The organism is Saccharothrix xinjiangensis (assembly GCF_039527585.1).
In the GTDB taxonomy this organism is placed as follows: Bacteria; Actinomycetota; Actinomycetes; order Mycobacteriales; family Pseudonocardiaceae; genus Actinosynnema; species Actinosynnema xinjiangensis.
Genome location: NZ_BAAAKE010000001.1, coordinates 537105 through 558153, shown reverse-complemented (window position 1 = coordinate 558153; position 21049 = coordinate 537105). Strand labels below are relative to the sequence as shown.

The following is a 21049-nucleotide window of genomic DNA, read 5'->3' as shown; positions in this document are numbered from 1 at the left end:
GACTAGCGGTCCGCAACTCGCCACCCAGTGGAGTGAAGTCCATGGGGTTCGCGTTCCGCGTCGAGCAACACTCCGTGTCGGTCGGTGATGCGCACGGCGTCCACGTAGACGCCGCGGCCGTGGTAGCCCGTGCCCCGGACGTAGCGCCAGCGGTAACGCAGCGCCGCCTCGGCCACCACCTCGACCCGCTGCCACCGCCGCTGCCCGTAACCGGCCAACACCTGGACATCGCGCCAAGCGGCCCCGTCGTTAGTCGCCTCCACGACAACCCGGTCGCCGGGGTCGAGGTCGACGAACGCGGAGAACGACAACCGCTGCTCACCGGCCTGCCGCGAGAGGTCGCGGGTGCTCAGCACGGCGCCGTCGACCTCCGGCGCCCACGCGGTGCCGCGCCGCGGCGCCACGGCCATCGCCCGCGCCAACCCGTCGGCCACCACGCGCCGCGCCGGGTTGATCGAGCCCCAGTCGCGGGTGGGGTGCACGCGGTTCGTCAGCAGGATCGCGATCGACCGGGACAGCGGGTCGAGCACCAGCGTGGTGCCGGTGAACCCGGTGTGCCCGGCGGCCCGCGGCGAGGTCAGCGCGCCCATGTACCAGCGCTGGTCCAGCTCGAAGCCCAGGCCGTGCGAGTTGCCGGGGAAGCCCTGGTTGAAGTCGGTGAGCATCAGCTCGACGGTCTCCTCGCGCAGGATCCGCCTGCCCGCGTGGTGGCCGCCGTTGAGGATCGCCTGGCCGAGCACGGCCAGCTCGCGCGCCGTGGAGAACACGCCCGCGTGGCCCGCGACGCCGCCCAGCGACCAGGCGTTCTCGTCGTGCACCACACCCCTGACCACGCCCCGGCCCGCCTGGTGCTCGGTGGCGGCGATGCGGTCGAGCTTGCTCGCGGGCGGGTTGTAGCCGGTGTCCCTCAGACCCAGCGGCGCGGTGACGACCTCGCGGACCAGGTCGTCCAGCCCCATCCCGGACCACTTCTCGGCCAGCACGCCGAGCGTGATCAGGTTCAGGTCGGAGTACAGGTACTTCGTGCCGGGCGGGTTGACCGGCGTCGCGTCCATCACGGCCTTCAGCCGCGACGGCACGTCCGGGTACCGCGACCACAGCGGCAGCCACGCCACCAGGCCCGACGTGTGCGTGAGCAGCTGCCGGACGGTGATGTCCCCCTTGCCGTTGACGCCGAACTCCGGCAGGTGGCGCGCGACCGGGTCGTCCAGCTCGAATTTCCCTCGTTCGTGTTGCCGCATCACCACGATCGAGGTGAACAGCTTCGAGATCGACGCGAGGTCGAAGATCGTGTCGCGGGTCATCGGCACCCGCTGGTCCTCGGGCAGCTCGGTGGCCGCGTCGGCGTAGCGGACCGCCCACCCCGTCGGCTCGTGGGTGACCACCGCGCCCTCGTGCGCGTACAGCGTGACGGCGCCGGAGAACAGCGGGTGGCCGCTCGCGTCGGCCCGCGTGTAGCGCTCCACCTGCGCCAACGCGTCGTCCAGCGGCGCCGGGTCGAGTCCCACGCGCTCCGGGGTACCCGTTCGCAGCACGCTGTTCGACCAGCCCTCGTGCGGCCGGTCGAACCGGGCCTCGCGGCCGGTGCCGGCGTGCGCGGGCACGCCGGTCAGCAGGGTGGTGGCGATCAGCAGGGCGGGTACGCGCATCGCTCCTCCATCTACCGGTAGCGCAGGTGGGGCCGTCGGGTGCGCTCGAACGCGGCCAGCTCGTCCTGCCAGGCCCCGACCACCTCGTCGGCGCCCGCGCCCGCGTCGACCATGCGGCGCAGCCGGTCGGAGCCGCTGAGCTTGTCGATCCAGTTGTCCGGCCGCCAGGCGAACCGGTCGGGGTAGCGGCGCCTGGCCGCGACGATCATGGCGACGGCGGTGCGCGGCGCGTCGAACCGGCTCGCGTCGGTGAGGTGCAGGGCCACCCCGCCGCACAGCTGGTTGGCGAACTTGTGGAAGGTCGGCGTGAAGTGGGCCTCGCGGAACCGGACGCCGGGCAGGCCCAGCGCGTTCAGGTCCTCGGCCCACCGCCAGTCCAGGCCCGGCGCGCCGATGGTCTCGAACGGGCGCGTCGTGCCGCGGCCCTCGGAGAACAGCAGGCCCTCGAACAGGCACGTGCCCGGGTAGACCAGCGCGGTGTCGCGCGTGGGCATGTTCGGGCTCGGGGCGACCCACGGGACGCCGGTGTCCAGGTCGTCGCGGCGCCAGCCCCGCACCTCCACGACGTCGAGGCGCTCGACGCGGCCGCCGTCGTCGGGCAGGAACTCGTCGTTGAACAGCAGCGCCAGCTCGCCGACGGTCATGCCGTGCTGCTGGACCACCGGTTTGCGGCCGACGCCCGTGGCGTGCGCGGGGTCGAGCTGGGGTCCGCGGGCCGTGCCGCCGACCGGGTTGGGCCGGTCGAGCACGACGAACTCGGCGCGGGTGGCCGCGGCGGCCTGCATGGCCGTGTACATGGTCCAGATGTAGGTGTAGAAGCGCGCGCCCACGTCCGCGATGTCGAACACGACCGCGTCGACGCCCGCCTTGGTGAACATGGCGGCGAGCTTGGTGGCGTTCGCGCCGTACGCGTCGTAGACCGGGACGCCGGTGCGCGGGTCCAAGTAGTCGCCCTCCGAGCCGCCGGCCTGGGCCGTGCCGCGGAAGCCGTGCTCCGGGCCGAACGCGGCCACGGGCGGGCGGCCGGCGGCGACCATGGAGTCGACGACGTGGCCGTGGTCGCGGAGCACGCCGGTCGGGTTGGTGACCACGCCGACCCTGCGCCCGGCGAACCGCTCCCAGCCGCGCGCGGCCAGCAGCTCCGCGCCGGTCTCGACCCGGTGCGGGCGGCGCGGCCCGCGGCCCCCGGCGGGAGCCCCGAGCGCGGGCACGGCGAGCGCGCCCGCCCCTGCCGCGAGGAAGTGCCTGCGGTCCACCGGCCTCACCAACCCAGGCCGTGGCCGAAGGGGTACGGCGTCGGTCCCGGCACGGCCACCGGGAGCTCGCCACTGGGTCGGACCTCGCCGGTGATCACACGAGCGAGTGATTCCATCGCGACGGCGCCGTAGGAGTAGGTGGCGAGCCACGTCGGCGCGTCGGTGTGAGCCACGTCGTACGGGTTCTGCACGGCCACCGCGACCACGGGCTTGCCGGTCGCCAGCAGCGCGGTCAGCAGGGCCCGCTGCGCGGGCTGCCGGGACAGCGCGTTGGTGAGCACGACGACCAGGTCGGCGTCGCCCGCGGCCCGCACCGCGGCGGTGACCTGCGCGTCCGTCGGCGCGGCGCCGGTGGGCAGCGCGGCGCCGCCCAGCGCCGAGGCCAGGGTGCGGGTCGTCGTCTCGCCCCAGCCGGTGACCAGCGGCGCGGTCGGGCGGGTCGCCAGGGGCAGCACGCCGGCGTCGTTGCGCACGGCGGTGACGGTGCGGTCGGTGATCTCCCGCGCGGCGGCCAGGTGCTCCGCCGCGCCCACGGTCGAGTCGACCCGCGCCCGGCTGGTCGGCGGGCTGGTGAACATGCCGCGCAGCAGCTTCATCCGCAGCACCCGCAGCACGCTCCGGTCGATGCGCTGCTCGGTCAGCTCGCCGGCGCGCACCGCCGCGACGACGCGGTCGACCGCCTCGCCGAGCTTGACGGGCATGAGCAGCTGGTCGACGCCCGCCTTCAGGGCCAGCACGGGGATCTCGGCGTCGGGGTGCAGTTGGCGGACGCCCGCCATGGCCAGCGAGTCGGTGATGACCACGCCGTCGTAGCCCAGGTCCTCGCGGAGCAGGTCGATGGCGGGTTTGGACAGCGTCGCGGGCTCGCCCGACGGGTCGATCCCCGGCACCCTGATGTGCGCGGTCATGATCGAGTCGACGCCGGCGGCGATGGCGGCCTCGAACGGCGGGGCGTCCAGGGCGCGCCACTGCTCGGCGGTGCGGTCGACCACGGGCAGGCTGGTGTGGCTGTCCTCGGCGGTGTCGCCGTGGCCGGGGAAGTGCTTGGCGGTGGCGCTGACCGCGTGCGGTGACAGCGGGTGCTGCTGGTAGCCGCGCACCTGGGCGGCGGTCAGCTCGGCGGTGAGCGCCGGGTCGCTGGAGTACGAGCGGACGCCGATGACCGGGTTGGCGGGGTTGGAGTTGACGTCCGCGTCCGGCGCGAAGTCCTGGTTGACGCCCATCGCGCGCAGCTCGCGGGCGGTGATGCGGGCGGCGCGCTCGGCGTCCCGCGCGCTGCGCCCCGCGCCGAGCGCCATGTTGCCGGGGAACTGGGTGGCGGGCGCGCCGATGCGGGTGACGATCCCCATCTCCTGGTCGGTGGCGATGGCCAGCGGGATGCGGCCGGCCGCCTGGAGGCCGTTGGAGAGGGCGGCGACCTGGCGCGGGGTGTCGATGTTGTCGTAGCTGGAGTTGTTGAAGTAGACGACGCCGCCCGGTTGGAACTTCGCCACGACCTCGGCGGGGGTGGCCACGCCGAAGTCGCGCAGGTTGCCGGGGTGGGCCTCGTCGGCCGACTGGCCGTGCACGTAGGTGACGAACAGCTGGCCGACCTTCTGCTCCAGCGTCATGCCGCGGACCAGGGCGGTGGCGCCGCGGACCCGGTCGGCGCCGTCGGCCTGGTCCGGGACGGGGGTCGCGCCGGCCGGCGCGGACGCGGCGGAGGCCGCGACCACGACGGCGGCGAAGAGCGGACGGAGCACTTCGGCCTCCCCACTGGAAATCATCAACCACTAGTGGCGACGTTTGGCAAGTTACCCACGTCACAGGAGCGGGTCAACGGGTCGCCCGACGTGGGAATCGTGCTGGGGGGCACCGACAAGGCCGCGTCGTGCGCGGCCATTCGATCGGGTGAAGTTGGTGGGGTTCAGGGCGCACAAACAGGCGGTGGGCCCCTCCGAAGAGGGGCCCACCGCCGTGGCGCGGGCTGTCGAGTTACCAAGCGTGCAACTCGTGTCGTACCGACCTGGCCTCGGCGTCCGGCGTCCCGGTACGCAGGCCCTAGACGACAAGCCTCCCGCGGCGTGCTGCGCGTGGGTGTCTCGAAGTCCGCGCACGGAGCTCTGCCGGGGTGGGCGAGGCTTCTCCTCCGCTTCGCCCCTGGCCGACCCGAGGTCCGCACTTCATTTGTAATCCGTGTTCGGCGTCACAGCAAGAGCTCGATGGGGTGCACCGGTCAAGCGACGTTCCGTAGCGGTTTTCCCGCCGGGGCAGGGATTCCCGCCCGCGCGCGGGTCCGGGTACCGCTGTCCGGGGCGGGCGCGGGGTGAATCAGCTCCGGCGACGGCGGCGCAGGCCGTACCACGCCACGCCGGCCGCGGTCGCCGCGCCGAGGCCGATGGCCGTCACCGCGACCGCCGTGCCCGAGGGGCGGGGGATGCGCGCCCGCAGCGACACCGGGTCGGAGAAGGTCAGCACGGGCCACCCGCGCTGCGCCGCGACCTTGCGCAGCGCGCGGTCCGGGTTGACGGCGGTGGGGTGGCCGACCGCCTCCAGCAGCGGCAGGTCGCTGATCGAGTCCGAGTAGGCGTAGCAGCGGGACAGGTCGTAGTCGTGCTGGTCGGCGAGCTGCTTGACCGCGATGGCCTTGTTCTCGCCCGCGCAGTAGAAGCCGACCTCGCCCGAGTAGCGGCCCTCGGCGACGACCATCCGCGTGCCCACGCTGAGCGTCGCGCCGACCATGGTGGAGATGGGCGCGACCAGCTCCTCGCCGGAGGCGGACACGACGACGACGTCGTGGTCCTGCTCCTTGTGCTCGCCGATGAGCTGCGTGGCTTCTTTGTAGACCAGGGGATCGACGATGTCGTGCAGCGTCTCTTCCACGATCGAGCGAACCTGCCCGACGTCCCAGCCCTCGCAGAGCGCGGTGATGTGCGAGCGCATCCGGTCCATCTGGTCGGCGTCGGCGCCGGCCAGCATGAAGACGAACTGCGCGTAGGCGCTCTTGAGCACCGCACGCCGGTTGATGAGGCCCTCTTGGAAGAAGGGCCGGCTGAACGCCAGCGTGCTCGACTTGGCGATGACCGTCTTGTCCAAGTCGAAGAACGCGGCGACGCGACTGCCTTCGGTGGCGAGATCGGTCACCGGTCCAGCTTAGGCCGGGTGGCGGTGCGGGCCCGTTCGCGGTCGTTCGGCAGTTTACGAACTGAGTGTGCGGTCCACCGAATTTTCCGCGTCCCTCTAACGGAAGACACGCAAGACCCTGGCCCAGGGGGATACAGTAGATGGGTCCGGCTCGACCGGACAGGTTCAGTCCGACCCCCCGGGACTGAACCATCGACGACCCCCGTCCCTCCCCCCTGGCGGGGGTCGTCCCATGTCCGGGGTCGGTTCCCCGGCCCCCTCGCCGGACCGCCGAACGCGTTCGCGGCGGTTTCCATCGGCTTCTGAAGCTTTTTCGCATCCGCGGTGCGCGCCGGGCGAGTCCAGGCGACTTGTCCACAGGCCACCGAGTTGTCCACATCTTGATCTTGCTCCGTTGTGTCCTTCCTCACCGCCCGAGACCGTGGAACCCGAAGATCCACGACTCCTGCCCGGGAGGGGCGATGAAGCGACCGGTGGCCTTGGTAGCCGACGAGGTGTTGGTCGACGAGGTGTTGCACGCGGCGGCGGTGGCGGGCTGCGAATTGGAGCGGGTGGCCGACGTGGGCGAGCTGCGCGGCCGGTGGGCCGGCGCGCCCGCGGTGGTGCTGGACGAGGACGCGGTGGCCGCGTGCGCGGCCGGTGAGCTGCCGCGCAGACCGGGCGTGCTGGTGGTGAGCGGGGGTCCACCGGGCTCGGGGACGTGGCGGTGCGCCCTGGCCCTGGGCGCGGAGCAGGTGTTCGAGCTGCCCGACGGCGTGGTCGGGCTGGGCGCGGCGCTGGCCGACGCGGTCGAGGGTTCGGCGGGCGACGGCAAGGTGCTGGCCGTGGTGGGCGCGCGGGGTGGCGCGGGGGCTTCCGTGCTGGCGGTCGCGGTGGGCCAGGCCGTGCTGGCCGCCGGCGGCCGGGCCCTGCTCGTCGACTGCGACCCGCTCGCGGGCGGGCTGGACCTGCTGCTGGGCGCGGAACGGCAGGACGGCCTGCGCTGGTCCACGTTGCAGCTCAAGGAGGGGCGGGTGCCGGCGGCGGCGCTCCACTCGGCGCTGCCGGGGCGCGAGCGCGGGCCGGGCAGGCTGTCCGTGCTGTCCTGCGGCCGGACCGGCCCCGGCCCCGCGCCGGAGGCCGTGGCGGCGGTGGTCGAGGCGGGCAGGCGCGCCGGCGGGACGGTCGTGTGCGACGTGCCGCGGCAGCTCACCGGGGCCGCCTGCGCGGCGCTGGACCGGGCCGACCTGGCGGTGCTCGTGGTGCCCGCGGACGTGAAGGCGTGCATGGCCGCCAAGGGCCTGGTCGAGCAGGTGGCGGCCCGCGGCGTGCGGTTGCGCGCGGTGGTGCGCGGCCCGGCGCCCGGCGGCCTGTCGACGGCCGAGGTGGTGGACGCGGTCGACCTGCCGCTGCTCGCCACCATGCGCTCCGAGCCGGGGCTGGCGGCCGCGCTGGACGAGGGCCGCGTCCCGGGCGCCGGGCGGGGGCCGCTGGCCAAGGCGGCCCGTGAGGTCCTGGCGGTGCTCGATGCCTGCTGACCGCGGACCAGCCGTGGTGCGGCACCCGCTGCACCGCCCGCGCCCGGGGTTCCGCACCTGCCGCCCGCACGTGCCGCCGGACGAGCGGTCGGCGCCGTCGGGGTTCTCCCGGGCCCCGATCGAGGACCGCTTCGCACGGCTCGTGCGCGCGGAGGTGTTCGGCCGGTCTGCACCGGACACCGATGAGCCGCCGCACGGCAGTGCGTTCGGTTCACCGCAGGGCAGTGCGTTCGGCCTGCCGCACGGCAGTGCGTTCGCTCTGCCGCATGGCGGCTCGTACGCCTCGCCGCACGGCGGCGCTTTCGACCCGCCGCACGGCGGCGTGTTCGACCCGCCGCACGGCGGCTCGTTCGCCTCGCCGCCGCGTCCCCGGCACCCGATCCTTCCCCGACCGCAGTCCCGATCCCGGTCTCGACCCCGGCCCTTTCCCGACGATCCGACCGATAACACCGTTTTCTTTGTATCGCAACGGAACCACCACCGAGGAGCGGGTCATGGCTGACTTGGTGGAACGCGTCCGCCAACGCCTGGCCAACGGCCCTGCCGCCCTCACCTCCGCCTCCGTCGCGGCGGCGGTGCGGGGCGAGGCGGGCGGCGTGCTCGGCGACGAGGACGTCCGGCGCGCGCTCACCGTGCTGCGTCAAGAGTTCGTCGGCGCGGGGCCGCTGGAACCGCTCCTGCGCGACCCGGACACCACCGACGTCCTGGTCACCGCGCCCGACCAGGTGTGGGTCGACGGCGTCGAGGGCCTGCGCCGCACCGGCGTCGCGTTCCCCGACGAGCCCGCCGTCCGCAGGCTCGCGCAGCGGCTGGCGGTGGCGGCGGGCCGCCGGCTGGACGACGCCGCACCCTACGTGGACGGCTGGCTGCCCGGCTCGGTGCGGCTGCACGCGGTGCTGCCGCCCATCGCGCCGACGACCTGCCTGTCGCTGCGCGTCCTCCGCCCGGCGGCGCACGACCTGGCGACCCTGGGGGCGAAGGGCACGTTCGACCCGGAGATCGCCGACCTGCTCCGGTCGATCGTGGTGAGCAGGCAGGCGTTCCTCGTGGTCGGCGGAACGGGCTCGGGCAAGACCACCCTGCTCGCCGCCCTCCTCGGCTGCGTGCCGCACCACGAACGACTGGTCTGCGTGGAGGACGCCGGTGAGCTCCAGCCCGGACACCCGCAGTTCGTCCGCCTGCTGGCCCGGGGCCCGAACATCGAGGGCGCGGGCGAGGTGACGATGCGCGACCTGGTCCGCCAGGCGCTGCGGATGCGCCCGGACCGGATCGTCGTGGGCGAGGTGCGGGGCCCGGAGGTGTGCGACCTCCTGTCCGCCCTCAACACCGGCCACGACGGCGGTGTGAGACGGCGTCAAGAAGTTCAGCGCGTCACTGATTCGTTCAGCGTGTAGTTCAGCATTGTCATCGAATCGTTCAGCAGGGAGGGGTACAGCCCCCGCTGGCACCGGGGTGGAGGACACGCCGGGACCGCACGGATCCCGCATGGCGATGGGCGGCCCAGCTAGGGCCGCCTGTCGGCCTCATGCCCGGTGTCGGCGCCGACACTAGGAGCAACCGCGATCACCGCGCAGTCATCCCGGCGCGGGTCGAGGTCTGGTGCCGCTGGAACGACGCTCCAGCCACAGGTTGGACATCCGGCGGGATGTGAGGTCGATCCGGCGAGGACGTGGCGGGGCACACATTGTCGTCGTCCGCTGTTAAGGTGCGGTTCCTCGGTCAGCCCTCGTGACCTCGGGTCTCCACAGTTGACAGGCGATCCTGACGGCGCGTCGGCGCCGACCGCCATGACCAGGCAGCCCTCGACCCGGAGGGATCCCGATCGCGGAGGTGTCCATGAGTGCGGGGGAGCGACGGGCATTCAACGGCGGCGAGCGCATTGCCCTGTACCTCACCGCGGATGGCCGCTGCGAGGCGTGCGGGGCTGACCTCGAAACAGGATTCCACGGCGACCACGTGATCCCGTACAGCAGGGGTGGCGTCACCGATGTCGTCAACGGCCAGGCGCTGTGTCCGCCATGCAATCGGAAGAAGGGCAACTCCACGATGACCCAACGTCGCCTCCGCGCCTGGCAGAAGCGGGCCCTCGACGCCATGGACCTGTCGCCGGGGCCGAACTTCATGGTCACGGCCACGCCGGGCGCCGGGAAGACGACGTTCGCGCTGGCGGCGGTCGAACACTTCCGTCGCGGCTGCCGCAACATCGTGATCGTCGTGCCGACGAGCCACCTGCGCTACCAGTGGGCGAACGCCGCCGCGCAGTTCGGGTTGCAGCTCGACCCGAAGTTCGAGAACTCCAACCTCGCCGTGAACAGGACCTACGACGGCGTGGTGGTCACCTACGGTGCGGTCGCCAGCCAGCCACACGTGTACCGGCGGATGAGCCAGAGCGCCTTCGTCGTGCTGGACGAGGTGCACCACGCCGGAGAGGACCGGTCGTGGGGCAATGCGGTGAAGACGGCATTCCAGAACGCCACCAAACGACTGCTGCTCACCGGAACCCCGTTCCGTTCGGACGACAACCCGATCCCGTTCGTGGCCTACGAACCCGACGAGAACGGGATTCTGGTCTCCAAGTCCGACGTGCAGTACAACTACGGCGACGCCCTGGTCGACTCCGACGGCGTGGTCCGCCCGATCGTGTTCCCCGCACTGGACGGGGAAGGCACCTGGGACGCCGGTGGGGTCACCACGAGCGGGCGCATCCACAACGAGCAGGACCCCAAGGAAGCCAAGCGCGCACTACGGACAGCCCTGGCCCCCGACGGGAAGTGGATCCCCTCGGTGATCGAGCAGGCCCATCGCGACCTGATCGACGCACGCAAGGAGACCCCCGACGCGGGCGGTCTGATCATCGCCGAGGACCAGGCCAAGGCCAAGCGCTACGCCGAGGTGCTGACCAGTATCACCGGCAGGGCTCCCGTACTCGCGATCTCCGAGGACCCGTTCGCGTCGGACAAGATCACCGCGTTCGCCAACAGCCGCGATCCCTGGCTCGTCGCGGTGAAGATGGTCTCCGAGGGCGTGGACATCCCCCGTCTGATCGTCGGCGTGTGGGCCACCAACGTCGAAGCCGAGTTGTTCTTCCGGCAGGTGGTCGGCAGGTTCGTCCGCACCCGCCGCAGCCCCTCGGGCGAGCCGGACACGTCGATCGCCACGCTGTTCATCCCGTCGCTGCCGTCGATGATCCAAATGGCGAAGAAGATCGAACGCGAGATCGACCACGCCCTGTCCGACAAGGCCAAGGACGACGACGTCCCCGCGGGCAATGGCGGCGGCGGGTCGACCCAACCGCAGGGGATCATCCCCCTGGACTCCACGCGCGCCGAGCACCACGCGACCATCCTGTCCGGCGAACAGTGGCTGACGCCGTCGATCGAGGAGGCCACGCGCCGGGTCACCGAACTCGGCTTCACCCCGACCTCCACCAACGTGGCGTTCGCGGCCAAACTCACCGCGAAGATCATGTCGGAGGCGGCGGTCGTTGCGCAGGCCCCTGCGGTGCCGGCGGCGCCCGGGATGCTGTTCGACATGGCCACGCCGACGACGGAGCCGGTGGCCCCGCCGGCGCCGGCCGCGCCGGCCGCGCCGGCGGCACCCGCGGTGCCGAACTACAAGAAGGTTTCCGCGCTCCGGCAACAGATCAACATTATTGTGAAGCGGATGTGCAAGACCAAGGGGATCGAGTACAGCGCCCTCAACGGCGAGCTCAACAGGAGAGTCGGCGTCGAGAAGCGCGAGAAGGCCACGATCCCCCAGCTCGAGGAGCTGCTGCGGATCGTGACCGACATGGACCGGGGGCGCTAGCAGTGGCGGACTTGCAGGACAACTGGCGGATCGTGAGAGCCACAGGCGAGGCTCTCAAGTACGGCACCGACGGGCTCAAGACGGTCCTGCTCGGCCTGGGCCGCCTCATCGACGAGGAACCCTGGCGCGAGTACGTCTACGCCGACGGCAGCGTCGTGAAGTTCAGTTCGTTCGCCAAGTTCGTCACCAGCCCCAAAGGGCTCAACACGACTCCGACGCGGATCAAATCGCTGATCGCCTCCGATGTCGAACTGCTCGACAGGTTCGACCAGGCACTGGGCTCGCACCAGGGCGAACGCCGTGACCTCGCGGCGGCCCGCGCACCCGAACGGATCGACGTGGTCGCCGAACCGGATGGCGACCACCCGTCCACAGACACGGAAGACACAGGCAACTTCGTTGATAATATCAACGAAGTTGCCCCCTCTCGGCCGACAGGCACATCGCGGCAGGCCGCGTTGCGCCGACTCCGCAAGGACGCACCGGAGTACCACGCGAAGGTCATCGCCGGAGAGATGTCCGCCAACAAGGCGATGATCGACTCAGGGCTCCGCCAACCGCCGCCCAAGGTCCGAGTGCAGAAGACCGCGTCGATACCCGAGATCGCCGCCGTGCTGCGCAACCAACTCTCCCGAGACGAACTCCTGGAACTGCTCAAGCTGCTCAGCAGCTGACCACCGCAACGCGCCGTGGCGGACCGGTGACGCCACGGCACCGCGATGATGCTCCGATCAGGTGGAATAGAACCACCGTCGAGTGTCACCCCAACTGCCGTGGCATCGTGCTGACCACAGGGCAGGCGGTGAAAGGTACGCATGACCGGGGTAGACACGGAGCAGCACGACGACGTCGACGACCAGGCGGACACCGGTCTGCCCAAGTCCGCGCGCCAGGAACAGTTCAGCCTGGGATTCGTGCACATGGTCGCGGCGGCGGCGGGCTGCTGGATCAAGACCCACGCCACCGACTACGACGGCGTCGACATCACCATCGCCTCCTCGGTCCGCTACAAGAAGTTCTACGGCCCCCAGTTCGAGTTGCAGCTCAAGTGCACCACCCAGCACCGCTACCTCGCAGCCGATCACCTGGCGTGGCCGATGAAGGCCAAGGCGTACACCAAGCTCGTCTCCCCGGACCGCTTCATCCCCGCTTATCTCGGCGTCCTGCTCGTCCCCGTTGACGGCGACGACTGGTTGGACCAGGACGACGAACGCCTGCTCACCCACAGCCGCCTGTACTACCAACGCGCCACGAACCTCGGTGACCTGCTCCCGGGACAGGACAGCAGGACAGTGCACCTACCGCGCAGTAACCTCTTTGATGTCGCTGGCCTGGAGGCCATCATGGCTGCTATCGGGGACGGAGGTGACTGGTGAGCGCATCGACCGCGAACGACTACCGCGAACTCGCGACCACACTCGCCCCGTCTGCGGTATCGCAGTACCTGGCCAGCCACGATTGGCAGTTGGAGTCCCGGCGTGACGCCGTCCGTGAGATATGGCGCCTGCCGGGAGCCCGCGGCGACCTCGCCCGCATCATGCTGCCGCTGGCCACCGGATACGCCGACTTCGCCGACCGCTTTCAGGATGCCCTGATCGCGCTGTCGGAGGTCTACGGCGTCGGTGCGTCACAGTTGGCCGACCATATCGTCTCCGCCCGTGCGGACCTGTTCTTCGTCCGGCTCGATCAACCCATGGCCGACGGCACCATCCCGTTCAAGCAGGCCGAGACCACGATCGACGCGCTGTACAAGATGCTCAAGGCCGCCGCGACGACCGCCCACGACCCCAACCACTCCCACAAGGGTCGCCGGTCCAACGTCGTAAACGACTTCCTCGACCACGACGTCCGCCTCGGCCACACCCAACGAGGCAGCTTCGTGTTCACCATCCTCGCCCGCCTCGGAGACCCCGCCGAACCCGCGCCGGCCGCGGACGCGGCACAGCCGACCGTGGCCCCCGCCTTCTCCCGCTCCGCGATGCAGACCCTGGCCCAGGCGCTGGAGACGACCCGGAACCTGACCCGCGCACTCGACGAGTCCGTGATCGAGTCCGCCGCCCAGTTCGGCCTCAGCGCCGGCGTGGTGGAGTCGCTGGAGGACATCACGGCCCCGCAGTCGCTGCGGTCGTTGGACCTGTCGTTCCGCTGGGCAGCCAGCGAACCCGCGCCTGCCGTGGGCACCCGGGCCATCGTTCTCGACCGCGACGCCATCAACGGACTGCCCCAAGTGCGCGAACGGCTGGTACGACGGGAGGAACCACCACGACGGGAAACCCTGATCGGCTCCGTCCGGTCACTCACTCGCGAGGACACCGCACCCGACGAACCCGAATCCGCCACGATCGTGCTGGTGGCCGACGTCCGCGGCAAGACCCGCGCGGTCAACGTGACCGTCACCGGCCAGGACCACGACTGGGCCATCCTGGCGTACCGGAGCAAACTCCCCTTCACCGTCACCGGAGACCTGTCGCGTGAAGGACGCGGCTGGCGCCTAAGCGATCCGGTCGTCGACGACGGCTTCCTGCGGCACCACAGCGGCGAACATCTCTAGAACACGCGCAAGCGGTTCCGTACGGCTCTGTCTCCATGCGTTGCCCGATCACACATGGTGCCTACCGAGAATCGCCCGACTGTCGTCGTCGCCCCTGTGCTCACTGCCACATGGCGCGCGCACAGGCTACTCCGGCGTACACGCGGATGGCGTGAAGGAAGTACACCTGCGGATCTTGGTGCCCACCGGCAAGTTGACTACTTACGGCCGGGCTCGGACCACACGTTTGGTGTCTATGGTGTCACTGTGCGCGCTCTCGTCTTAGCTCTGACCTTCGCTGTAGCCGCCGTTTCTGTCTTCCTGGTGTTGACCACGACGGTCCGAACCACCGACGTCCTGGTGGGGTCGGTCGACGCGAGACAGGTGGGCGTCGCCACCGTGTCGTCGTGTACCGAGCACGGACCGATCGGGAGGTGGGGGTTCGGCACCAGCTACGAGTGCACTGCCGACGTGCGTTGGGAGGACGGGCATACTCAGCAACTCGCGTTCCCGCCTGGGCAGCTTAAGCCAGGTGAGCGTGATGTCGCGGTCTTCTTGTCGAACCGGGATCCCGGGCGCAACGACAGCGGGCGGTGGTTTCTCGCCGGGCCGCTCGCGGCCGTAGTACTCGGGCTGCTGATCGCATGGCTTTCCTGGGCGGCGGTTCTTCTGCTCGTTGTTCCGACCGGTGAGCGCAAGAAAAAGGAGCCTGAGCAACAGTGGCCGGTGACCAAGAAGGACGTGAGGGTAACTCCTGTTACGCGGCGTGTCCGGCGGCTGCGACTGTACGCCTGGCTCGGGCTCGCCACAGCAGCGGCGGAGGGGTTGGCGTCGATGCCGTTCTTCGATGCGCCGCGTCGAGCTGGCGCCTTCGTATCGCCGTGGCCTGAGTTGGAGGACGCCTGGCTTGTCGACCCGCCCTCTGGAGTGCTCGCGGGGTTCGCCGTGCTGGTAGCCGCATTCGTCGGGGTGATCGCGGACAGTGTGCACAAGGATGCCGCGCGGATCGTACGATACGGACAGCCGTACCTCGACTCAAGGACGCCGGTGCCCGACGGTGGCACTAGTTGGGTACCGACTGTATTGATCGGGATGCTCGTGGCGGGCGCGATCGTCAAGGCCTCGCTCTCTGTGCCTGCAGAAGCTCCACTCCTAGTATGGCTAGCAGGCGGTAGAGACGCAGTCGTCCTGCTGGCAATGTTGATCATCACGGTCAGCACCCGGCAGTCTGCAAAGGGCATGGTCACCCAACTGGTTGACAGGTAGAGAGAGCTTTGTGCTCTAACCTCATCAGGCATGAGCTCCGCGGAAATGGGTGCTGGACAGCAGCGCCTTGACGAGTACGTGCGTCGTGTTAACGACATTCAACAGCGGGCCGAGGAGACGCAGGCTCAGCTCAAAGCGTTGCGAGCACATGTGAGCAGTCCGGACCGTTCGGTCGCTGTGACGATGGCGCCGGGTGGTCGATTGGAAAAGCTGAGCCTGAAGCCTTCGGCAATGAGGATGTCTCATGACCGGCTGGCTGCCGTGATCACTGAAACCATCAGCAGGGGGCATGCGGTCGTTGCCGAGAAGATGGAGGCAACGATGCGACCTCTGATTGGTGACACTGCCGCCATGGACTTCCTGCGCGAACAGGTCACTGCGGCGCAGCAGCCGGAAGAAGTCGAAGATCGGCAGCAGCAGTGGCAGCGACCGCGAAACCCTAACGATGATGAACCGTTCGGAACCATCTACCGGTAAGGGAATCCAATGTCGGAAAGCTTTGAAATGGTGCCCGAAGATATAATAAACCATGCTGTCAATGTGCAGTCGATAGGCGCGGAGCTCGCGAAGGTGGCTACGCGAGGCGAGAGCGTAGAACTTGGTACCGAGACTTATGGGCTCATCGGTCAGGTGTTCAGCGTGCCCGTGCGCATTCACATCGCGTTGATCGCTAAATCGGTCAACGAACTGGCCTCGGCGCTCCCCGATATTGCCGACGCATTGCGCGACTGTGCAGATACCACCCAGCAGACCGACGACGACCACGCAAAGCTATTCGGCAAATTCATGGGGGAATGATGGTTTTTGACGTCAGTGCTGACAACGCCACCGAGGGTGCTCGTATCATCGACTCCGTCTGGAAGAGCGCCGAAGACCTCAAAAACCCCAGTGATTGGGCGTTCGATGGTGTTGCGGCGAGCCTGGACTTACTCGGATTCATTGCCAACCCGCTGGGCACGCTCGGGGGCGCGGGTATCGGCTGGCTGATCGAGCACGTGTCATTCCTCAAGGAACCGCTCGATGACCTCGCTGGCGATCCAGGTGCGATCAATGTCGTCGCAGCCACCTGGGGTGAAGTCGCGAAGGCGTGCGTGGAGGTAGGCAACGACTATGCGCAGATCGCCACTAGTCAGACCTCAACGTGGACTGGTGCATCCGGCGATGGTTACCGCAAGGCCGCGGCCACGCTCGCCGACCAGATCAAGGCGTTGGAGGGTACTGCAGACGCAGTTGCCACCGGTGTGCGGTTTACCGGAATGCTGGTTGCTGCGGTTCGTGGGGTTATCCGCGACATTATTGCTGATGTTGTGGCGGAGTTCCTCATCGCTGCGGCGACCGCGATCGCGACGAGTTGGTGCAGCTTCGGGGCCTCGATCGCCGCGTTCACCGGGTGGGCGGTGGCACGAGCAGCGGCGACTGCAGGCAAGATCGCGGGCAAGGTGAGTAAGCTGTTGATGAAGCTTGCACTGATCGTTCGCAAGTTCGATAACCTTAAAGGAGTGTCGGACGCGCTCGCCAAGGCTGCGGTTGGTATCGGTCGCAAGGCCAACAGTGTCGGTCAGGCGATCGGTAAGAACCACGCTGCGGTGAAGAAGATCGAGGAGCCTTTGTCTCGGATCAACAACGCTATCCGCGACAAGGTTACGTTAGGTGAAGACATGCTAAAGAACGCAGCCAGCAGGACGGACGACATCATGGCCCCGCGTGGGCGCGATGGATTCGCGGATACGATCAATACTGCATCGCTCGGTCGTGCAGCTGGTTCCGAGTTGTTTAAGGAAGGTGGAAACTGGGATGAGAACTATGAAAAGGGTCAGCAAGAGGTCAAGAGGGAGAAGTAGTCGCACAATTCGAGCGGACTTGGCATGTTCGTGATCTCGCACTGCTCGCGTCATGGAAGCGGGTTTTAATTGTACGCTTGAGCGTTCTCCCTGTGCTGTAGTAACAAATTTCCGCCGTAGCTGGCAAGTTGGTACTCGGAGGTGTCAACTGCGGGCCTGAGCCGCCAGCGTTGCAAGTGGCAGGATTGTTGAATCAAAAGCGCGCGGTTGCCTTCTTCTTGACGGCAACTCTGCGGGCTAGGGCCTGCGAGGTAGGCAATCGGACATTTTCGACGCAATAGGGAACAGTGAAGGTGTGGTCGAGTGCCGCGGTAAGGCAAATCTGCGGCTATGAAGGTTATGTGGGTGGCCGTCGTATTTTGCACCCACTGTACATGGTGCACCCTACAATCTAACGTTCCTGCGTTACTGTTATTGTGGAGCATCGGTGGAGAACTCTTGACGAGCGCAGATTCCGAAAGAGCGGGTGCCGGCCTCTATGTGGTGGCACGGCAGCGATTCACCGGCGTAGGGGTGTTCCCCGATCGAACACGTGTGTGGTGTCCCGTGCGGCGTGTCGCCTGTCTCTATGGGTGTCCGAGGCCATGCTGATCGCGACATCGAGAAGGGCGAGGAGGCGCGAGCGGTGAGCACGGTGTACCAGGGCCGTATGCCCGAGCACTTGAAGACGACGGACCAGTTGCGGCGATCGGGTTTGCGGCCTGGCAATCCGGCTGTCGCAGGCGGTTGGCTGGAGAGGGTGTTCGAGGGCGACGTGTGGCGCACGGTGCTCTACGACGTGCGTTCGGCTCGCCCCCTGGCACCGCCGACGTCCGTTCCGAGGTGGGACTCGCTCCCGGTGCACGATTCCACGCCGAACACCCGGCCGGAGGGCGGGGAGGACGTGGCGGCTTGGGCGCGACGCGTACTCCGCGACCCGTCGGCGGTCGTCCTGGACACCGAGACCACCGACTACCACGGCAGGGTGATCGAGATCGCCGTGCTGGCCACCGATGGAACCGTACTGCTGGACACCCTGGTCGACCCCGAAGGCGCGGTGATCAACCCCAGGGCCCAGCAGACCCACGGCATCACCGCGGCCATGCTCGTCGGCGCACCGACGATGGCACAGCTGTGGCCGCGCCTGGACGAACTGCTGCGGGACCGGTCGGTGATCGCGTGGAATGCACCGTTCGACCAGGGTCGCCTCCGCGCCGAGCACCGGCAGGTCGTGGGCGGTACCGCGCAACCGGCGTGGCTGGTGGGGGCATGGGAGTGCGCGATGCGCCGCCACGCTGCTTGGGCCGGCGACCGAAACAGCCGGGGTTCCGGATTCCGCAACCACAAGCTGGAGGGCGGGCACCGGGCCGCAGGAGACTGTCGGGCTGCACTCGACCGGCTGCGGTCGATGGCGGGCTCCCTTCCTGCACCGCCGAGCACTCCTGTCGGTCAGGCCGGTACCGGCCCGGACGCACACGCCATGCGCGAAGCATGGCCACGAATGCTGGAACAGATCAGGAGCCACAGCCGGTCCGCCGAGGCCATGCTGACCAACGTCGTACCGGACCTGATCGAAGACCGCACGCTCATCGTGCGGCACCAATCCGCCCCGATCGCCCGTCGACTGGCCGAGGAACGCAACCTGGGACTGCTGCGCGACGCTGTGGCGGCCGTGATGGGGCCGGGCTGGAACGTGCACGTGGAGGCGCCGGGGATGCAGCCCTCGACGTCGAAGCCGGTCCGGCATCGTGCACGGCCGTCGTTGCCGGCCCCACACCGTCCGCGCCCCGCGGTCCCCATCGACTACGACCTCGTCGATCCGGACGGAGCGGATGCACACGGTGGCGAGCCGTACCACGACTGGCAGGACTGCCCCGGAGGAATGAACCTGGAGAGCTGGATCTGCATCGACCCTAGCGCGCTGTGCCCTGCGGTAGTGGAGCCCCAGCACTCCGACTCGGCCAACGCGCGGGCCATGGCCTTCTACGACATCAACCACACCGCCCACTGCGCCCCCGACGCCATGTGCCGGGCCATCCTGCGGCTGGCCGAGGAAGGACGTTTCGACGAGGCGGAGAACTTGGCCGAGGACCACGTCCTCGGTGCGTGAGACGCGATCTCTCGCAACGTCCTGGACCCGGCTGCCGAGGCGGACGACGACTCCTCCACACCCGTCGGGTCGCGCAGGGCCACCGCGACGTGCCGCCGCTCACGACGAACGGACCAGGCAGCTGAACGGTGCAGCCCTGCCGAACCGGCCGGCTGGCGACCCGGGACGACACGGGCGCGCGGTCACCACCGACAGTGACCGGTCGACACGCCATTCCGGGGTCACAGTCCATTGACGCCTCATATCGTGTATCTCTTCACCTGTGTTTGCTTGGCAGCAGGCCCGGGTTCGGCTTCTGGAGACCGCCGACCGGATGGAGGTGGCCAGGGCGGCTCAGCGTGAGCAGGAGGAGGAACTGCGCGCCGCCAGGCTCCGGTGGGCTCGCGAACAGGGGCTGAAGTCCCGTCGGCTGGCCTGCGTCCCGACTCCGCAATGCGGTGAGGCGTTCGCCTCGTGGGTCGCTCGTTCGGCGGATACACACAAGGTCACGATCGACCAGATGCTGGGGTATCTGGAGTTGCCGACCAACGTGTCGGTGGTACGCAACGGCGTGGAGTTGACTGCTGAGCGCTTGGAGTCGGTGACGGCCGCGACGGGCCTCGACGAGCAGCGGGTGCGGGCGATGCTCCTGACGGCTGGGGTAAGGGAAACCGGCCCCCGCTTGCTGACTTGGAATTGGAACCGGTCGCGCGGCCGTCCTCCGTGGCCGTTGCGGGCGACCGGTTCGGCTGTGTGCCCTGAGTGCGTCGCGCAGGAGCCGACGATCTGGAAGAGGGACTGGCGGTTCCTCACCGTCGTCGCGTGCACCGAACATCGGCTCTACCTGCACAGTTGGTGTCCCGCCTGTCGGACACCCATCCAGATCGGCCGCCAGACGCGGTACCTGAGCACCTGTGGAGGGCCGACTGCCGAGTTCGTGAGGCGCCGGTCGCTCGACGGGAAGTGGCGCCAGCGGAACACCCGGGCCGGGGGGCGTCGTGTGGCCGGTTGTGGTGCACGCTGGGACGAATTGCCCCGCTACCCGGTCACCAGCGACCGGGTGCTCACCTTGCAGGACATGTTGACCGGTCGGTTGGAGGCGGCAGACTTGTCGCCTGGGTACGGGAATGACCTGCACATGGCGCTGAGGCTGGCGGTGCAGCTCGGTGTGGTGGACATGCTCGGACCGGATGTCGACCCACCTGTGTGGTTGGCGTACTCGCTGTTCCAGCCCGTGAGAGACCAAGTCGCTCGGATGGCCGGCGCCGAGGCGGAGTTCCAGTACGCGAGCCTGTATAGCCACCAGCCCGGACCGATGTTGATGGCGGCGGCGATGAGCATCCTCGACGCGTTGTGGGACGACGAGAGCCAACCGATCCAGGCGGCCCAGTACATCGTCGAGTACTACACGAATAGGCTGGCCACACCCGCGTTCCGGCTCCTGGAGCGGGCCTTGGTCGCAAACTACGTCTTCGGCAAATCAGCGGTACAGGCGATACCCGGCCTGCGAGTCCTGGACATGGAACCGCAGCCGGCCTGGCGGGACGAGTTGCTGTTCGACGAGGACGAGGGCGTCGCCAGACAATTCGCCAATACCGAATTGCTGGTGGCGATGGGGGAATGGGCGATCGCGGTGACTTCCCCGGCAATCGTCTCGCCGTCCGCGCAAGAGAACGCGGACTCCACGGACAGCACGGCACAGCCGGACGCCGGCACAGCCGGATGGTCTGTGGTCCCCGCCGAGGAGGACGGGACGCCACAGGCCACCGAGACGGACCGGCTGCCGTGGGAGTGGGTGGACCGGCCGCGGCGGCGCTGGGAACTGCGGCGGAGGAACCTCCTGACGGCGCCGGTGTTCACGCCTCCGCGGGGCGACCCGAGGAACCGCGACGACCGTCGTGCCGACTGGTCACCACGCTGAAGGAGGCCCTGCTGTTGACCCGCGTCCTCCTCAACCGCATGACTATGCCGACGTGACCTCAGCCCGCTCCG

15 protein-coding genes and 1 pseudogene are annotated in these 21049 nt (G+C 69.1%); 12 read left to right on the top strand and 4 right to left on the bottom strand.

The genetic code is table 11. The features are described from left to right. Positions 1 to 2: 2 nt before the first annotated feature. From ABD223_RS02585 to ABD223_RS02570, 4 genes are all read right to left on the bottom strand, one after another. Positions 3 to 1649 (bottom strand): serine hydrolase domain-containing protein, encoded by a 1647-nt coding sequence (locus tag ABD223_RS02585; RefSeq protein WP_344034178.1) that lies wholly within the window; start codon positions 1647 to 1649, stop codon positions 3 to 5. A gap of 11 nt (positions 1650 to 1660) precedes the next feature. After that, a complete protein-coding gene (locus ABD223_RS02580) occupies positions 1661 to 2905 on the bottom strand; it encodes an exo-beta-N-acetylmuramidase NamZ family protein (protein WP_380646283.1) in 1245 nt (414 codons plus the stop codon). 5 nt (positions 2906 to 2910) lie between these two features. Further along, positions 2911 to 4671 carry a glycoside hydrolase family 3 protein gene (locus ABD223_RS02575; protein WP_425563910.1) on the bottom strand — a complete coding sequence of 587 codons (1761 nt, stop codon included), beginning with the start codon at positions 4669 to 4671 and terminating at the stop codon, positions 2911 to 2913. 544 nt (positions 4672 to 5215) lie between these two features. Then, entirely contained in the window at positions 5216 to 6028 is an 813-nt protein-coding gene (locus ABD223_RS02570) for an HAD family hydrolase (RefSeq protein WP_344034176.1), read from the bottom strand. A gap of 461 nt (positions 6029 to 6489) precedes the next feature. Here ABD223_RS02570 and ssd point away from each other — a divergent pair, with 461 nt between their 5' ends. The 12 genes and pseudogenes from ssd to ABD223_RS02510 all read left to right on the top strand — a co-directional run bounded on the left by ssd (position 6490) and on the right by ABD223_RS02510 (position 20978). Then, positions 6490 to 7545 (top strand): septum site-determining protein Ssd, encoded by a 1056-nt coding sequence (gene ssd, locus ABD223_RS02565; RefSeq protein WP_344034175.1) that lies wholly within the window; start codon positions 6490 to 6492, stop codon positions 7543 to 7545. 494 nt (positions 7546 to 8039) lie between these two features. Beyond that, a pseudogene (locus ABD223_RS02560) lies at positions 8040 to 8888 on the top strand (TadA family conjugal transfer-associated ATPase); the annotation flags it as partial. Positions 8889 to 9381: 493 nt separating this feature from the next. Next, on the top strand, positions 9382 to 11352 hold the full coding sequence (locus ABD223_RS02555; RefSeq protein WP_344034174.1) for a DEAD/DEAH box helicase family protein: 1971 nt from the start codon (positions 9382 to 9384) through the stop codon (positions 11350 to 11352). Between the two features lie 2 nt (positions 11353 to 11354). Continuing rightward, positions 11355 to 12026 carry a hypothetical protein gene (locus ABD223_RS02550; RefSeq protein ID WP_344034172.1) on the top strand — a complete coding sequence of 224 codons (672 nt, stop codon included), beginning with the start codon at positions 11355 to 11357 and terminating at the stop codon, positions 12024 to 12026. Between the two features lie 141 nt (positions 12027 to 12167). Next, a complete protein-coding gene (locus tag ABD223_RS02545) occupies positions 12168 to 12728 on the top strand; it encodes a DUF4365 domain-containing protein (protein ID WP_344034170.1) in 561 nt (186 codons plus the stop codon). Next, complete coding sequence (locus ABD223_RS02540; RefSeq protein WP_344034169.1) at positions 12725 to 13903, top strand: hypothetical protein; 1179 nt, start codon at positions 12725 to 12727, stop codon at positions 13901 to 13903. The genes ABD223_RS02545 and ABD223_RS02540 overlap by 4 nt, the downstream gene beginning before the upstream one ends. 246 nt (positions 13904 to 14149) lie before the next feature. Then, a complete protein-coding gene (locus ABD223_RS02535; RefSeq protein ID WP_344034168.1) occupies positions 14150 to 15148 on the top strand; it encodes a DUF6346 domain-containing protein in 999 nt (332 codons plus the stop codon). A 30-nt stretch (positions 15149 to 15178) separates the two neighbouring features. Beyond that, positions 15179 to 15625, top strand: a complete 447-nt coding sequence (locus tag ABD223_RS02530) for a YbaB/EbfC family nucleoid-associated protein (RefSeq protein ID WP_344034167.1) — start codon at positions 15179 to 15181, stop codon at positions 15623 to 15625. Between the two features lie 9 nt (positions 15626 to 15634). Further along, entirely contained in the window at positions 15635 to 15946 is a 312-nt protein-coding gene (locus ABD223_RS02525) for a type VII secretion target (RefSeq protein ID WP_344034166.1), read from the top strand. Continuing rightward, the gene (locus ABD223_RS02520; protein ID WP_344034165.1) at positions 15946 to 16989 is read left to right on the top strand and encodes a hypothetical protein; all 1044 of its coding nucleotides are present in this window, start codon (positions 15946 to 15948) and stop codon (positions 16987 to 16989) included. Before ABD223_RS02525 ends, ABD223_RS02520 begins: the two co-directional genes overlap by 1 nt. A 625-nt stretch (positions 16990 to 17614) precedes the next feature. Continuing rightward, a complete protein-coding gene (locus tag ABD223_RS02515) occupies positions 17615 to 19078 on the top strand; it encodes an exonuclease domain-containing protein (protein ID WP_344034164.1) in 1464 nt (487 codons plus the stop codon). A gap of 262 nt (positions 19079 to 19340) precedes the next feature. Further along, a complete protein-coding gene (locus ABD223_RS02510) occupies positions 19341 to 20978 on the top strand; it encodes a TniQ family protein (protein ID WP_344034163.1) in 1638 nt (545 codons plus the stop codon). The last annotated feature ends 71 nt before the right edge of the window (positions 20979 to 21049 follow it).

What these genes read in the sequence shown, in the direction of transcription:
- ABD223_RS02575 (WP_425563910.1), bottom strand. Translation starts at nt 4,671, where the DNA reads ATGATTTCCAGTGGGGAGGCCGAAGTGCTCCGTCCGCTCTTCGCCGCC.
- ABD223_RS02525 (WP_344034166.1), top strand. Translation starts at nt 15,635, where the DNA reads ATGTCGGAAAGCTTTGAAATGGTGCCCGAAGATATAATAAACCATGCT.
- ABD223_RS02545 (WP_344034170.1), top strand. Translation starts at nt 12,168, where the DNA reads ATGACCGGGGTAGACACGGAGCAGCACGACGACGTCGACGACCAGGCG.
- ABD223_RS02530 (WP_344034167.1), top strand. Translation starts at nt 15,179, where the DNA reads ATGAGCTCCGCGGAAATGGGTGCTGGACAGCAGCGCCTTGACGAGTAC.
- ABD223_RS02585 (WP_344034178.1), bottom strand. Translation starts at nt 1,649, where the DNA reads ATGCGCGTACCCGCCCTGCTGATCGCCACCACCCTGCTGACCGGCGTG.
- ABD223_RS02520 (WP_344034165.1), top strand. Translation starts at nt 15,946, where the DNA reads ATGGTTTTTGACGTCAGTGCTGACAACGCCACCGAGGGTGCTCGTATC.
- ssd (WP_344034175.1), top strand. Translation starts at nt 6,490, where the DNA reads ATGAAGCGACCGGTGGCCTTGGTAGCCGACGAGGTGTTGGTCGACGAG.
- ABD223_RS02555 (WP_344034174.1), top strand. Translation starts at nt 9,382, where the DNA reads ATGAGTGCGGGGGAGCGACGGGCATTCAACGGCGGCGAGCGCATTGCC.